Source organism: Nocardia sp. XZ_19_369 (genome assembly GCF_015355715.1).
Classification (GTDB): Bacteria; Actinomycetota; Actinomycetes; order Mycobacteriales; family Mycobacteriaceae; genus Nocardia.
Window position 1 is genome coordinate 1 of the sequence record NZ_JACVED010000006.1, and the last position, 14,020, is coordinate 14,020.

General features: G+C 61.0%; 16 protein-coding genes. 10 read left to right on the forward strand and 6 right to left on the reverse strand.

The window, feature by feature from the left end; translation table 11 throughout:
* The first annotated feature begins 290 nt into the window (after positions 1-290).
* Positions 291-938, forward strand: a complete 648-nt coding sequence (locus tag IBX18_RS22145; RefSeq protein WP_306796357.1) for an FMN-binding negative transcriptional regulator — start codon at positions 291-293, stop codon at positions 936-938.
* A gap of 265 nt (positions 939-1,203) precedes the next feature.
* Positions 1,204-1,518 (forward strand): hypothetical protein, encoded by a 315-nt coding sequence (locus IBX18_RS22150; RefSeq protein ID WP_194835510.1) that lies wholly within the window; start codon positions 1,204-1,206, stop codon positions 1,516-1,518.
* A 113-nt stretch (positions 1,519-1,631) separates the two neighbouring features.
* Here the strand turns inward: IBX18_RS22150 and IBX18_RS42200 are convergent, their stop codons facing one another.
* The 4 genes from IBX18_RS42200 to IBX18_RS22165 form a co-directional block, all read right to left on the reverse strand.
* Entirely contained in the window at positions 1,632-2,267 is a 636-nt protein-coding gene (locus IBX18_RS42200) for a transposase (RefSeq protein WP_228541592.1), read from the reverse strand.
* Between the two features lie 304 nt (positions 2,268-2,571).
* On the reverse strand, positions 2,572-2,799 hold the full coding sequence (locus IBX18_RS42205; protein WP_228541593.1) for an IS110 family transposase: 228 nt from the start codon (positions 2,797-2,799) through the stop codon (positions 2,572-2,574).
* A gap of 347 nt (positions 2,800-3,146) precedes the next feature.
* Positions 3,147-3,683: a GNAT family N-acetyltransferase gene (locus tag IBX18_RS22160; protein WP_194835511.1), complete on the reverse strand. Its 537-nt coding sequence runs from the start codon at positions 3,681-3,683 to the stop codon at positions 3,147-3,149.
* A 636-nt stretch (positions 3,684-4,319) separates the two neighbouring features.
* On the reverse strand, positions 4,320-5,441 hold the full coding sequence (locus IBX18_RS22165) for a helix-turn-helix transcriptional regulator (protein ID WP_194835512.1): 1,122 nt from the start codon (positions 5,439-5,441) through the stop codon (positions 4,320-4,322).
* 743 nt (positions 5,442-6,184) lie between these two features.
* Here IBX18_RS22165 and IBX18_RS22170 point away from each other — a divergent pair.
* The 6 genes from IBX18_RS22170 to IBX18_RS22195 all read left to right on the forward strand — a co-directional run bounded on the left by IBX18_RS22170 (position 6,185) and on the right by IBX18_RS22195 (position 10,116).
* Positions 6,185-6,394: a hypothetical protein gene (locus IBX18_RS22170; protein ID WP_194835513.1), complete on the forward strand. Its 210-nt coding sequence runs from the start codon at positions 6,185-6,187 to the stop codon at positions 6,392-6,394.
* 229 nt (positions 6,395-6,623) lie between these two features.
* Positions 6,624-6,842, forward strand: coding sequence for a hypothetical protein (locus tag IBX18_RS22175; protein WP_194835514.1), 219 nt, complete (start codon positions 6,624-6,626; stop codon positions 6,840-6,842).
* Positions 6,839-7,198, forward strand: a complete 360-nt coding sequence (locus tag IBX18_RS22180) for a hypothetical protein (RefSeq protein WP_228541594.1) — start codon at positions 6,839-6,841, stop codon at positions 7,196-7,198. Before IBX18_RS22175 ends, IBX18_RS22180 begins: the two co-directional genes overlap by 4 nt.
* A 72-nt stretch (positions 7,199-7,270) precedes the next feature.
* Positions 7,271-7,765, forward strand: coding sequence for a hypothetical protein (locus IBX18_RS22185; RefSeq protein ID WP_194835515.1), 495 nt, complete (start codon positions 7,271-7,273; stop codon positions 7,763-7,765).
* 65 nt (positions 7,766-7,830) lie between these two features.
* A complete protein-coding gene (locus IBX18_RS22190) occupies positions 7,831-8,958 on the forward strand; it encodes a hypothetical protein (protein WP_194835516.1) in 1,128 nt (375 codons plus the stop codon).
* A 48-nt stretch (positions 8,959-9,006) separates the two neighbouring features.
* Positions 9,007-10,116 carry a helix-turn-helix transcriptional regulator gene (locus IBX18_RS22195; protein ID WP_194835517.1) on the forward strand — a complete coding sequence of 370 codons (1,110 nt, stop codon included), beginning with the start codon at positions 9,007-9,009 and terminating at the stop codon, positions 10,114-10,116.
* Here the strand turns inward: IBX18_RS22195 and IBX18_RS22200 are convergent.
* Entirely contained in the window at positions 10,078-10,632 is a 555-nt protein-coding gene (locus IBX18_RS22200) for an NUDIX hydrolase (RefSeq protein ID WP_194835518.1), read from the reverse strand. The genes IBX18_RS22195 and IBX18_RS22200 overlap by 39 nt on opposite strands.
* Before the next feature lie 197 nt (positions 10,633-10,829).
* On the opposite strand from IBX18_RS22200, the gene IBX18_RS22205 reads away from it, so the two are divergent.
* A complete protein-coding gene (locus IBX18_RS22205) occupies positions 10,830-11,045 on the forward strand; it encodes a hypothetical protein (protein ID WP_194835519.1) in 216 nt (71 codons plus the stop codon).
* Between the two features lie 6 nt (positions 11,046-11,051).
* The gene (locus IBX18_RS22210; RefSeq protein WP_194835520.1) at positions 11,052-11,624 is read left to right on the forward strand and encodes a hypothetical protein; all 573 of its coding nucleotides are present in this window, start codon (positions 11,052-11,054) and stop codon (positions 11,622-11,624) included.
* Between the two features lie 210 nt (positions 11,625-11,834).
* Here IBX18_RS22210 and IBX18_RS22215 read toward each other — a convergent pair whose 3' ends face one another.
* The gene (locus IBX18_RS22215) at positions 11,835-13,370 is read right to left on the reverse strand and encodes a DUF6119 family protein (protein ID WP_194835521.1); all 1,536 of its coding nucleotides are present in this window, start codon (positions 13,368-13,370) and stop codon (positions 11,835-11,837) included.
* Between the last annotated feature and the right edge of the window lie 650 nt (positions 13,371-14,020).

Genomic DNA, 14,020 nt, shown 5'->3' on the forward strand with positions numbered 1-14,020 from the left:
ACAACCTCGCGGCCCGGCGTCACTTCAGCTGGCATGACAGCAACTCTCGCACAGCGGAACGCACTGTAGCCGCGACTCCGCGTCTCGAACCGGCTGGCGCCGGAGCGTGGAAGATCAATGGGCCGTACGACTTCCAGCCTCTGGGTATGCGCGCTCATGCTGATTCCAGTGCCTATTAAGCCGACGACCAGCTCGCCAGCTTCAGCCACTCGTCCGATGTCGCGGCGGCCCGCACAGCTAATCGATCGCAACCTGCGCGCGTCCCAGCCCCGCAGGTCGAAAAGGCTTTGGTGAACAGCGACGCGGCCGACAATGCTGAGCACATGTACATCCCCGGACACTTCGCTGCCGACGACCAGGCCGTACACGACCTGCTCACCCAGCACGGCGCCGCCGATCTGATCACCGTGACACAGGACGGCATGGTCGCCACCATGCTGCCGTTCGTCTACGACCCCGGTACGAGGACGCTTCGTGGTCACCTCGCGCGCAACAATGATCAGTGGCGGCGGCCTGTGCTCGACGAGGCGCTGGTCATTGTGCGCGGTCCGGACGCGTACATCTCTCCGGCGTGGTATCCGAGCAAAGCCGAGCACGGGCGTGCGGTGCCCACCTGGAATTACATCACCGCGCACATCTACGGGCGGCTCACCGTGCACGACGATCCGGCCTGGGTCGAACGGCTTGTCCGTAAGCTGACCGAACGTCACGAGGCCGGGCGGCCACAGCCATGGTCCGTTGACGACGCGCCGCCACAGTTCATTGCGGGTCAGCTGCGCGCCATCGTCGGAATCGAACTGACGATCAGCCGCATCGAGGCCAAGTTCAAGCTCAGCCAGAATCGGCAAGCCACCGACATCGACGGCGTGATCTCGGGATTGACCGCCGACGGTCGTGAAGACGCCGCCGATGCCCTGCAGCGAGCGCGAACAATCTGAGTTCTCATCCTCGATGCCGCACATCCCGACACGCGGTGCGACTGCCCCAAGCCGAGTTACAGGTAGGGCCGATCTGCGATTGAGGTTGGCCGTCAACTAGATCGGTCGACCGTTCCGCCGATGCACGGTAACGCCGCTACGGGTCGAGCCGGACCAGCGCGGCGGCGCGGCCGACCGAACGCACGATATTGCCGATTCCGGTGCACACCTTTAGATGGCGGGGGCGACCAGCGCGCGCGATCCACGCCGAGAGATAATTCGTTTCGTGACGGAAATACCGCAGTTCCTCGATGGCGCACGAGTGCTGGCAACTGCGGATATCGGGGGTGCGATACGGTCCGGACAGACCCGGCACGTAGTGGATGGTCTCGTTGTCGATGACTTCGCAGGACTGGCGATCGCGCAGTATGACGCCAGTTCTGCTGTGTACTTGTTCTATTGCGACGTGGACTGGAACGTCATCACCGACACCTACCATGCCAGTGTTGCCGCAGCCCACGTGCAAGCCTCCGAGGAGTTCGGTCCGGTCGAGTTCATCGAATTCCATTCGTCGCCGACTGAAATCACCGGCCTGTCATGACCTTTTGTCCGAAGTGATTCGGCTTCCCGCCGGGTCCACTTGAGCAGGGCGACTGTTCTACCGGCTGCAGTAGATGATCGCGAGCGACATCCGCTCATGGCTCCCCTTTCGCCTCAAGGGGCAGTGTGTAATTCGCTAGGCTGGTAGGTGGCAGGTCCGGGCTGTGGCTTATCCGAAGAACCGGTGTTCGGGGTCGAGCCGGTCGCGCAGGAGTCAGCAGACGCCCCCGATTGCCCTCCCGGACTTGCCTTCTCCCGTCGCCGCTGGTCGGCGACCATCCGGGTGTAGACGGTATTGGACAGGCGCCGTTTCAGCGCGCGCAGCGCTCCCTTGTGCGTCTTGCCCTCGGCCTTACGCACCTTGACATAGGCGCGTCCATCACCGTAACCGCCCTGTTGGGCCACCGCCATGATGTGCAGCACCCGGTTGATTTTGCGGTTCCCGGCACGAGAGAGCCGATGCCGCTTCTGATCTCGCGAGGACGCATCCAAAGGTGCGGTGCCGTTCCAGGACGCGAACCGGTCCCGGGTGGCGAAACGGCGGATATCGCCGACGTCGGCGAGCAGCCTGGCCGCTCCGGCCGGGCCGATGCCGGGCAGCTCCATCAGCGTGGACCCGGTCGCGGCGACCAACTGCCGCAACTCCTTGTTCGCTGTCTTGATCCGGGCATCGACCACCTCGAGGTCGTCGATCAGTTCGGCCGACCACTCGCAGCCGCATCCGCACCGCGAGACCGGCGGGCACGACATCTGCGGCCATGGCCCGAGCCTGACGAGCCGACAGCCAGCGCTTCACGCCACCGGGCACCAGCTCGAGCAGCAACCGGTGGAGCCGGTTGATCAGTTCGGTGGGCGGGCACGGCCGAGTTCGTCGCGGCGATCGACCAGATCCCCAATGCTTCCAGCTGCGGATCGGCCTGCAGTCGACGCAGATTCGGTGCCCGCAACGCAGCGACCGAGTGTGCGACCGGGTGTGCGTCCACCGGATCGGCCTTTCGGCCGTTGCCGGTAGCGAACACCCGCACCCGCGCCGACAGCTTCGCCGGCACATCGATCACGGTTTCCCCGTCGTGCACAAGCGAGGTGCGAGATGCCGGCCGATGCCGTTACAGCCCTCGATCGCCCACACACGATCATCGAAACCCGCAACGGCGGCGAACATTTCGGCATGGCCGACGGCGTCGGTACCGTAGCGGCCGATCGCGAGGATTCTTTCGTGGCTGTCGATGACTTCGATGGTGGCCGAGCGTTCGTGCGGGTCCATGCCGATGATCACTCCCACAGATATCCTTCCGTCGAAACGAATAGGTGTTCGTGCGGGAAGGCACCGCTACTTCGAGCCAAGGCACGCCCCTTCCAGCCACACCCCGCACGGCACCCGCTGGGACGCAAGCCATCAGAGAGCCACACCAATGACGCAGGTGGGCAGCCGCTTAGAGAGCGTCCCACCGGGCACCTGGACCCGATCCTGGCCGGGAACGAGCCCTGACGCCAATGCTAAGTAGCCGCATACTGCGCGTTGGTCAATCGCCCAGAACTATTGGCGTACAAGGCTTGCCAGCGCACGCAAATGCCGAGATGCAGATGTCGGGTAGGCCGCCCGCGATCCTGGATCGTCGCGGTGTACTGTCAGGAAAGGCGCGCATACATGTACATGTCGCGGGGTTCGCCAGCGATCTTCTCCCATCTGCGAAGCAAACCCTCACGCTGGTATCCGGCCGACTGCGCGGCACGCCATGATCCCTCGTTCCACGGTTCGACATATAGCTCGAGCCGCGATACTTCCTCCAGAGTCACCGCCCACGAGCTGAGCAGGCGCAGAGCCCGCCCTGCATAACCACAGCGTCGATAGCCCGGTCCGATCCAGTAGCCGACCGATGCTCTGCCATGACGGATGTCTCGCCGCCAGAGCCCGATCTGCCCTACCGCCGAATCGGTGTCGAGATCCGCGACGGCGAAGGACCACCCTTCCCCAGTCGCTGCCCGTTGGTGCTGGCGCCGGATGAATGCCTGCCCGTCGGCCTCGTCTCCATGAGCAACCACCGTCGTAATCAACGGAATCAACGGATCCTGCCCTGCGTCGATGATGAAGCTCACGTCCGCTGTCACGAAGGGGCGCAGCCGAATCCCCTTGCCCTCCATCACCGGCACCACCAGCGCTGTCATGAGCCCCACCCCACACCTGAGAGCCGCAGTCACGCAACCCGATTGATTCCACGGCGACACAGCCACAACGAACCGTCACTAACCAGCCGACAGGTCCACGGTTCGCGTCTAGAGGCGAACGTCCGCAAGTGCCTGCGACCCCGCGTTCCAGCCGGGTACGTCGGCAGAACGCGCCAGGTGTCGAATCCGGCGTGCACTGCGGTCGATCGTCGATGATTGCTGCTCATGAGCGCGCCCAGCCCGCAGTGGATACCACCCGAAGTATGTGGTCTATGCCCGCACCCGATCTCCGAACACACGGTGTGGAACCCGGACGAGGAGTGCGGCGGCTGGATGCACTGCCGTGCGGTCGACTGCCAATGCTGGCACGATTGGCCGCGACTGACCCGTCTCCATCCACAGGGCTGACTACATACAACAGTAGTGAGCGCTCATTCCGCGACCCGCTCGACTCCAGAGCGCTTAGGCGCGCGTTCGTGCACGTCATGCAGGGTTGGCGCGCCTATCCCACGGGCAACGTTCCGGGTGCGCCCCGACTGCACGCCGGCCATTGCATCAAGTGCTGACTTCCAGCGAAGCCAGGACATAGTTCGAGCCCGGCTCGTTGCCTCGGGGCCGGGCTCGGACGCAGGGGTCCTACTTGCTCAACATGGATTCAATCTCGTTGACTCGGCGATCCAGACGAGCGGAGTGGACGGTGTCTGCTGCTCGCCGAGCGGCAGCGATGGTCGCTTCGGCCGCGTCGATGTCGCGGTTGCGGAGATACGACTCCGCTAACCAGGTTTGGTACAGCGCTACTTCCCGAGTGCGCTCCTTGGGGTAGCCCTCGATCGCCGACAAAAGTAGAGGACTCGCACGATCCGGTTCGCCTAACTCAACAAAGCAGCGGCCAGCCATCACATTGATCTCCGAGCGATCCAGCCAGTAGACCCATTCGGGTTCTTCGATGCTGGAGGACCGACGCTCGTACAGGTCATCGACCGCGTCCAAGGCGCGCATAGCTCCGTCCCGATCACGGGACCTAGCCAACGCCCACGCAACACGCTCTGTCAGAAGTGCCTGGACGACAGGCGTAGCACCTTTCGCACCCTCGACTGCGGTCTTTGCCAAAAGCGTTGCGTCTGAGGGGTTACCGATGTTCGAAAGCTGGTAGGCGAGGCTAGAGAACAGCTGGCCTACCAATACTTGATTGCCTGCCTCCGTCGCGACCTTCGCTCCGTCAAGGTAGGCGCATTGTGCCTGGAAGTACCGGCCAGCGTCGCTGGCGACCCACCCCACGAGTTGCGCCAATTCTCCGGCACTCGTCCGGAGTCGCCGACCGATCTCGCTGGTGTAGCTACACTCGCTGATGACGCGGCGTACGTCCTCGAACTCTCGAACGACCACAGGGAGCAGGTCCGTGCCGCTGACACTGTCGTCCAAGTGGCGTAACTCGATCACTCGCTCCTCTAGCTTGGTCGCAAGAGAATTCCCGATGCGCCGTCCATCAGCGCAATGAGTAGTCGCTACAGATTCGGTCACTAGCCACTCGTGCGCGATCCGGAGTGGGTCATCAAAAGGTGCCATCAATGCCGCCACAGGGACGTTCAGCGCTCGCGAGTACGCCATTATGTGTTCGGGGTGGATCTCGCGCTTCCCAGTCTCAATCTTTCCGAGCAGTGGCTTGCTGTAGTGCGTGCGAACTGAAAGCGCCGACAGGCTCAACCCGGCTGCCTCACGGGCAGCGCGGAGCTGGGCACCGTTGGGTATGGACTCCACAGTTCCAGCCTAACGACCGTTGGGGCTTGTAGACGCATGTAGACGCGAACTCGTACCCCGTCAGACGTACCAGGTGGTTGCCTGAACTTGTGCCCGGTAGGTGGCCCGAGTCGGACCGAGTCACCCTCACCCTTCCAAACCGCTAGGGGCCGGGCCACCTAATCCACTCCACGCGAGCAGGGGGCCTAGGCCGATGAAGAACATTTCGTTTGGGGATACACCAGTCTCTCGATGCGTCTACTACCGCCTGGTGTGTGGACTGGCCGCCAACATCGACCCGCCGGGCTCCGAGCGCATCACGTTCCTTGCCGGGAGTACCGGCGCGCTGACCATGCCCGGACCGTTGGGAAGTGTTCTACGGCACCACTTGCAGCGCCACGGTGTCGCGGTCGGGCCGATCGTGGCGCACGTCTGCTCGAACCGGTGGAGCTTCCTGGTTCGGCCTGACGTGCCCGATGACGACACACGGGTGTTCAACGACCTGTTCCGGCTGAACGTGATGATCGTTCGAGAGGGAGCAATCCCGCTGCCGTCAACGGAACCCGGAGGTGGTGGCAGATGGTGGATAGAACCACCCTGCAACACATTCCGTCCCTCGGGCAGGGTCGTAGTGGAGTCGATACTCGCGTGTACGGGTATCCATCGCGATTCGCGTTCGTTGGCGGTGCATCGTGGCTGATTGCGGATGTGGATGCGGGTGTGGCCCGTGGATCAAGGTGTCCCAGTGCAAACACGGCGGTGCGATGTTCGACAAGAACACCGGTGAAGTGCTCAAAATATATTGCCCTTCGATCTACTGTTCCGACCGCGTCCTCGTGCCGCTGGTCGACGGGAAGATCGGCCCGCACGACGGGGTGATACCGGGCCTGTGCCCGTGGATCGGTACGCGGGTCATAGATGACCGCGCCGACTTCACACCCCGAGACGTCACGACGGTCGAGGCACAGCCATGAACAAATTCGAGGCGAACAAGTTCGAGAGACAGCGTCAGCGGGTGCTTCTCCAGGCGGGCCGGTTCGGGTATGCGCTTGGGCGAGAGCACTATGAGCCCTACGGCTGGGAGTTGTTCACGCCTAGGCGTAAGCGTGTGCTGGCGTCGGGGTCGCTGGATGACCTGGAGAACTGGCTGGCTGAGCAGTGGGCGACAGAGTGCTCCGACAGCGGCAGCGATCGGCGGAACCGATGAACGCCGACACATCCCCGCATCCGGAGGAGCCCGACGTGCACCTAGTCGTGGTGCTGCACGGCCAATGGCTGGACTTCGCCGCGAGTCTGACCTCGGCGCTGTTCTTCGTCCAGGAGCAACAGCAGCGGCGCTACATCGACAGCGTGAGCGTGATCCCCGGTGCCACAACCGGATTGGATCGGCTCCCGAATGAACGACTCTACGAGGGGCCATGATGACGCTCAAACCTATAGCGGTCGGCTACCTCCGTCGGGACATCGCTGGAGTAGCGCAGGGCTGGAACGAAACCCAAATTCGTGGTGTGGCAAGGCGACTCGGCTACAACCTCGCCAAGACCGTAGTCTTCAGTGCGAAGACCGCCAACCCGATACCGGAACTGATAGCAACGGCTCGACGGGCGAAGTCCGACGCAGTAATCGTTCCCAGTGTTACCCACTTCGAGCGCAACGCCATCCCTGATGAACTCACACAGGTAGTCGACGTGATCACCGTGTCACCCGAGGAGACTTACGCGCGTTGGTCTCTGAACCCGACACGGTGGAGCGACCACACCCAAGGCCCCGCCGGATGATGCAACCTGCTTGTACCTTGACCCGTGGACGCGCGACACCGGCCCGTTCCGGCCATGACGAGAGGGGTAGACGTGAATGACAACGAACAGATGACGATGGACCTCGGTGTACCTGTCGAACGGACCGAGTGGAGTAAGTGGGCCAACCCTCACCGCCGTGCGGCGCAGGCTCAGAAATTCATGGAACGTACCGGAATCCAGAGCATCCCAGATGAATTCTCATGGTTCAGCGATGTCGAGGAATCGGCGAATAACGCATTGTCCGAGACCTTCCCTGAGATGGAGTTGCCGACTCCGGAACACTACTCCGAGCTGGTCGACGCCTTTATATGCTTTCTCGGGGAATACCTAACCAAGTTTGCCGACGCCGAGTGGTATGACTCGCCCGTGAAGCGAGAAGATTCGATATACGAGAACATCAACCCAGCACTTCGATACAGAGGCTCCAAAGACACTACAGCGACGGAGCTGCTTCAAGACATACTCGATCACGGACGCGAACTCGATGGCCGAATTTTCACGAGTGCGATGGTAATCAGTCACGAGCTACATCTCAATTCGCTGTAGGCGCAGCACTGGGGGGCAGCGTGTCCGCTGAGAGTAACCAACACGGGGAATATTTCCACCGTGGAATGGCGGAGATTCGTGGCGAGACTCGCGAGAACGGATGGACGCGGGAGCACCCAGAACCAGCCACCAACCAACGACTGGACCAGGCGCTCATCTACGTAAGCGTGACAGAGCGCCAATTTACGGAGTACAAGTCCGGCCGAATCGATGCACGATGCGTCGAACAGCTGGGCAAGCACTTAGAACTGTTGGACCGTGGCCTGTATCGTGCTGCCGAATGGGTCTCGGTAACGCCACTGGAGAGAACGCCAAGGGAATTCCAAATCCTAGTGCAAGCCGCACGAGACAAGGGTCTGAATTTTAAGTACGTCACCCCTGATCGTGAGGTAATCAAAGCTGCCATCGAAAAGGGAAAGCAACAAATCCCAGGACAGCAGCTCGAATTGCCAGGCGTCGCAGACAAGGCGCGAGAAGCGAAGACGCAAGAGCTACAAAAGAGTCGGGACAAGATTGCCGACATTGCCAAGGTGCGCGATCGTAAAGAACGCGCCCGCGAACGGCTCGCGAACATTCGTCAAATCGTTAGGACGCGGGAAGAAGCCGACCGCGCCAGAGCTGCTACCGAGGCAGCGGCCAGACGAGTAGCTCTGGAGTTCCCTACGCCTGATCAGCTCAAGCGAATCGAAGCACCTGCGGCTAACCGAGCCGAAGCACGCGGATCACCTGAAGCAGCGAAAGCGGCTCTAGTCGAAAAAGTGGAACGTGACGCCGCCCGTCTCGCGGCGCGGGAGTTCCCATTCCCAGTGCCCGATAAGCCCAGAGAGCAACAAGGCGCCGAGATTGGGGAGCGGACCACCCCAGAGCCGGCCGACGCTGCCAGGGGGGAACGTGCGACAGCCGAGCGTGAAGCCGCCGATAAGGCTCGCGAGACAGCTGCACAGCAGCGAGAAGCCGAAGCACGAGAGGCCGCGCGAACGAAGGCCGAGTTGGACCAGGCACGGGACGCGGCGTATCGCGAGATGCTGAATCAAGCTCAGGTGCCAGAGCATGTCCGACTAGGACTGTCGCACGCACAGGCACCGGAGGCGGCTGTACAGACTCCGCCCGGACAAGCACCCAGCGTCGAACGAGGCGGTACCGGACAAGGGCGAGACCCACGCGCACCCGAAATTGGGCCACGCACGCAATAATGCCGACCCGACGGTGAACCGATCGCTACGAGACCAGGGAAAGGCGGGGTGGGCATCGACGGCGAGCTGATCCGCGCGGCACGCAGCGCACGAGGCTGGTCACAGTCTCGGCTTCTCGCCGCTCTGCGCGAACGCGCCGAAATCGACAGCGTCTCCCTCATGAGCACTGCCAGCCTGCGAATCGCCTTATCTCGGTGGGAGAACAACCATCACCACCCGGACGCCGTACACACGGAACTACTGTGCCGGGTCTTGGAGTTGACGCCGTCGCCGGCACCAACCAACTCAGCGGTCCTGATATCGCCCGATCTTCCTGATGATTCCCTCTACTCCGTGCTGGCCCATCACACCAACAGCCTGCGGTTACTGGACCGGCGATTAGGTGCGCCAGTAGTGCGGATGCAGACAGCCAGTCATGTCGCGTCGTTAGAGCAGCTGTGGCATAGCCGAACTGGTGTCGATCAGCTCAGCGTGGCCCGCGCCCAAGCCGACGCCGCCTCGCTGGTTGCGTGGCAAGACTTGGATCTCGGCGACCACAAGCAATCGGCCGACCACTACCGCCTGGCTCGGATTGCCGCCTCCCGCGCCGGGAGCCCGACCCTGCTGGCGCACGCCGTTGGTGAGCACTCGGTCATGCTGGCTGAAACTGGCCATCCCGGCCTCGCCTACGTTCAAATCCGGAGGGCCGAAGGCTTTCCACGACTACCGCCGCTCCTGCGGTCGTGGCTGGCGGCAACACGGGCACAGGTTGCCGCAGCCCTGGTTGGTGAACAGGATGCGGTCAGATCTGGCCTGCGCTTAGCCGAAGACGCCCTTTCTCAGGTGCATTCCGGTGACGAGGTTGATCTTCCGTACGTTTTCCTCGACCCAGTTCATCTGGCGCGCTGGCAAGGCCACATCTTGATCAAAATCGGCGATCCGGCTGGTCGGCAGTTGGCGCTCGATGCTCTCGATCGGCTACCCGAAGATTTCGTGCGCGCACGATGCGCCCAGCATCTAGACCTCGTCGAGGATGCCCTGCATCGAAACGAGTACGAGCCCGCCGAAACCCTGCTCGCAACAGTCGCCGAGCAGATCCAAGCAGTGGGATCAGCGCGGCTGGGCACTCGCCACGCTCAACTACGGCGACTGCTGGATGGTGCGGAGCGCGAGAAGTAGGCCGAGACCGGTCCCGGCGCCAAGCAGCTGACCGCGGGCGAGAAGCCCTGGAGTATCAGTTACCGGCACCCACTCCAGAAGGCCCGCCTCTTCCAGATCGCTCGGTTCGGCGACTCGGCGCGGATTGTGCGTCAGGAAGACGTGATGCTTGGTCTGGATGAGGCCTGGCATCGGCTCCAACGTTGCGACAAGCTCGAGTGGCTCGGTTGGTTTAAAACCTGTCTCTTCGAGCAACTCTCGGCGACCGCATGCTTCCGGCGCCTCACCGGGTTCGATGATGCCTCCCGGCGTCTCCAACCCGACTTGTCCGACAATCCAGCGGTGGCGGCGGATCATCAGCACGCGGTTTTGGTCATCAAGAGCAGTCACCAGCGCTACCTCGCCGAGGTGAATGGAGTGATGCGATCGGCGGACGCCATCCGGGGTGGTGATGTCGTTCACCGTCACGGTCAGCCAGGGACGAGCTTCGTAGACCGTTTGCTGGTCATGAACGACGGTGGGCGCTGGATCAGCCATGCCGCTGACGCTACCAATCCACGCGAGGGATCCGCCCCGACCAAACTGCTGCTACGGGTTGCTACGTTCCCTGCTCCCAGTGCAGCCAACAACGCTGGTATCGGTACCCGGCACCGTTCCAACGCCGTCTTCCTTGCGCAACGCCCTCAGCGCCGGGCACCTCCGGTTTGAACCGTCTGACCAGGAGATGAATACCGATGGCCGCACAATCCCTCGCTGTGTACCAGTTCCTCGCCTTGTGCGATGAATCCACCCATCAGGTACCGCCGGTGCCGTTCACCGTTGATCAAGCCCACGCCGTGATGCGCAGCCACGTGGCCTGCCGGGCCAAGCGCTGCCCCCGGAAGCAAGCTGCTCTCAATACACTGGTCGCAGCCGGCCGCCTGGTGCTCTCCACGAGCAAGCCGCGGTGACCACGGATGACCCCAAGCCGAACCCCTGATCACGGCGCAGAACCCGACCAGCCGACCCCAGCACCAGACGATGCATCGGGCGTCGATTCGACCGACCTGATTCCCGAGTGGGCGCCGGGCGCGCCGCTGCCGTGCAGTGAGACATTGCTGGCGGCATTCGCGGGTGTGCGGTCAATCCTCAGCAGCATCGTCATCGACGCCGCCGTCGACCTGGTGACCTCTCAGCGCCAGTACCGGCGAGCCCTGCAACGACTCACCGACTGGCCGATCGAAGATCACCGCCTCAAAGCCATGGGCTCGCAACTTATCTCGGCGCGCGACGACCGAGCGGCTTTGACCGCAGCCATCGACGATGCGGTCGGTTACCGGCAACGTCAGCGAGCGGCGCAACCATCCTCGTCACAAACAGTTCGACTCAAAGGCGTGCCGGCGGGGACTCCGACCATGGTCGTGCAGACCGAAAGTATCGGCCGGATTGTCGCTCGGATGGCGGATCTGTGGGGACTGATAGTCAACGCTGCGGAAACCGATGAAGTTTTGCCCGAATGGTACACGGCGGCAGACTGCCGACGGCTTTAATCGTTAAAATGCACTCGAAACAACCAACACTGGGAGGAATGGGAGACCGTCATCTATCGCGCTTCGGTGGACGGTCTTGAGAGTCTAGAAACACCGCCCTGCGTGGGTCGCCGGATGCCGCCGACGCCGCTCCTTACAGTAGAAATGTCGGCACCGGGCCGGTTTTCAGAACGAAGGTGTCGATAGCGCACGCGACAACAGGTGACCTCATCAGAATAACCTCAATTGCCTTCCTGTGTGCCTACTTAGTTTGATTACCGGTGTTGGGCCAACTTCTCTGCAGAGCTTCGCCCATTCGTTAATCTTCTGTTTGAGTATTATGGAGTTTGTGTCAGCGATATTTCTTGGCAGCCCCTTGGTCATGTACCCCAACCACAGGCAATAGCGGTCAAACTGGGGGATCTCTTTGACCGTGGCGCGATTCTGAACTAGCTTCAGTAGGGCCCTTGCTTGATCGCATACGTATCCCAACTTCTGCGCCGTCCCGAATTTAACGGCGTATACGGTGCCGTCCTTTTTCAGATCCCACGCCTCTACCGGCGTCCCCGATTTGATCGCCGCGATACTAAAATCTTTGTCGGCCATCTCGTAACCGGCCTGCCTAACCCTTTCGGACGCATTGAATTTGGTCTCGGTTTCCGATATGATTTTGAAATTATCTTCGGTTTCCTCGACTTGGATACCTCTTACGTATTCATCCAGAAATGACAGATAGTCCTGGTTGAAGTACCTCCATTTCCCCTCGGTCAATACCACCCTATGAGAGTCGGCGATGTAGTCTAATGATTCCTTTAGGGTCAGATCCGGATCCCAGTCGGTATCGTTGTATCTGGTTACCTTGATCTTTAGGATGTCGCTGCCAGTCAATCCCTCCGTTTCGATATACAGCCGCAGGTCATCGATGGTAAGGTCATGACCTTGACGATCCAAGAAATCGGCAGAGGATCTACGACGCGGATGTTTGAGTGAAAATCTCCCAGGACTTCCGAACATGAAGTTGAAGTCGACTCCGCATAGATCCATGCTGTTGGCAGTGAAGTCCGTCAGGCCATCTTTCGCTGTTATCTCCTCGATGAGAAGGCGATCGAAAAGCTCAATATCCGCCTTATCCTTAACCTCCATGTCTCGTGGCAGCGTGAACAGCTCGGGATTGTCCAACTCGGCCTCGATCGCGGACAATAAGCCCGCGATCCCGCTGACGCCGACGGGCGGTGAGAGAATTGCCGAGGCGCCGAACCTTCCTGTCGGCCCGAATATGTCCCGTTTGGTGTCGATGATCGCTGATTGAATCATGTCTATCGATTCGCCGCTGTCGACGTCCAGGCGAGTATTTACTCTGTAGGTTCTGTTCTCCTTCTTTCGACTTCCTTGATACCGCTTTGCCGCAGTGTGTCGGACATCTTTCTCATTCGCAATCCGCTTGGCCAAATTAGTGCCGAAATCGTAGTCACAAAGCGAGCGAACATGGAAATGGCTCGCTCCATGCGTGATGGCATAGCAAGCATAATCCGTAAAGAATATATATACTGCGGAATGATTCTTTCGGGTGGGGAGTTGTCGACCCTCGAAGAACTCTTCATACATTCGTAGCCAAATCGCAACGTCCTCGTTGCCTTCAAGAAACAGGAATTCGGAACGCCATTCGCTCTCTGCGTGCGTGCGAATAGTTATGTATCCCTTGTCCTCCAGCGTTGCACGTAGCGTCGCCAACACATTTCGTGGAATCTTGAAAATGTTGAGATCCATCCGGCGCTCCAGAACTTATCGAGGTGCGACAGCTGTCGCTTCGAGATAACGTTATAGCTAATCCGGTTGCCGTACACTAGATTTGGCCGAAGATGGCAATGGCAAGGGTTGCACGCGCAATTTACAACTCGACCCGCGGAGACGATCGCTTTGCCGGGGGTTGCCCGCCCTGACGCCCGGTTCGCGTGGGCACGAGCGGCACGTTCACTTTCGCTCCGATTGGACAGATGCCCGAATCGGAGCGTCGACTTGCACATACATCTCTCGCGGAGGACTCGGATACGGGTAGCGCACCGATCTCGGCTGTGCATCAGGCCCTGAACACGGTGTCGCCGTTAGCTACTGACATCTGTCATGTCAGCAAATCCTACGTCGTCGCCGTGCTCTCCGACTAGGCGTTGCGTCAGAAGGTCGAAGACATGTACCCCGCTGGTTCGTCTACAGACTTTCCACAGCTAGGGCACGGCTTGCCACACGTTCCGGAACACCAGCATGTGTGCACGTCTCGCTGTGTGCCATGAACGCCACCTTCGTGGCCGTGGGATTTGCTCACGGCGTTCTGAGGTCACGTATCACACGTCGAGAGATTTTGGCGAAGAAGATAAGGAATGAAGCGAAGCGAGCGACGCCTTCCGACTGGCACACAACAA

Coding starts and splice junctions, on each gene's coding strand:
- IBX18_RS22160 (WP_194835511.1), bottom strand. CDS start 3,683: ATGACAGCGCTGGTGGTGCCGGTGATGGAGGGCAAGGGGATTCGGCTG.
- IBX18_RS22170 (WP_194835513.1), top strand. CDS start 6,185: ATGTTCGACAAGAACACCGGTGAAGTGCTCAAAATATATTGCCCTTCG.
- IBX18_RS22210 (WP_194835520.1), top strand. CDS start 11,052: ATGACCCCAAGCCGAACCCCTGATCACGGCGCAGAACCCGACCAGCCG.
- IBX18_RS22190 (WP_194835516.1), top strand. CDS start 7,831: ATGGCGGAGATTCGTGGCGAGACTCGCGAGAACGGATGGACGCGGGAG.
- IBX18_RS22215 (WP_194835521.1), bottom strand. CDS start 13,370: ATGGATCTCAACATTTTCAAGATTCCACGAAATGTGTTGGCGACGCTA.
- IBX18_RS22200 (WP_194835518.1), bottom strand. CDS start 10,632: ATGGCTGATCCAGCGCCCACCGTCGTTCATGACCAGCAAACGGTCTAC.
- IBX18_RS22175 (WP_194835514.1), top strand. CDS start 6,624: ATGAACGCCGACACATCCCCGCATCCGGAGGAGCCCGACGTGCACCTA.
- IBX18_RS22180 (WP_228541594.1), top strand. CDS start 6,839: ATGATGACGCTCAAACCTATAGCGGTCGGCTACCTCCGTCGGGACATC.
- IBX18_RS22205 (WP_194835519.1), top strand. CDS start 10,830: ATGGCCGCACAATCCCTCGCTGTGTACCAGTTCCTCGCCTTGTGCGAT.
- IBX18_RS42200 (WP_228541592.1), bottom strand. CDS start 2,267: ATGTCGTGCCCGCCGGTCTCGCGGTGCGGATGCGGCTGCGAGTGGTCG.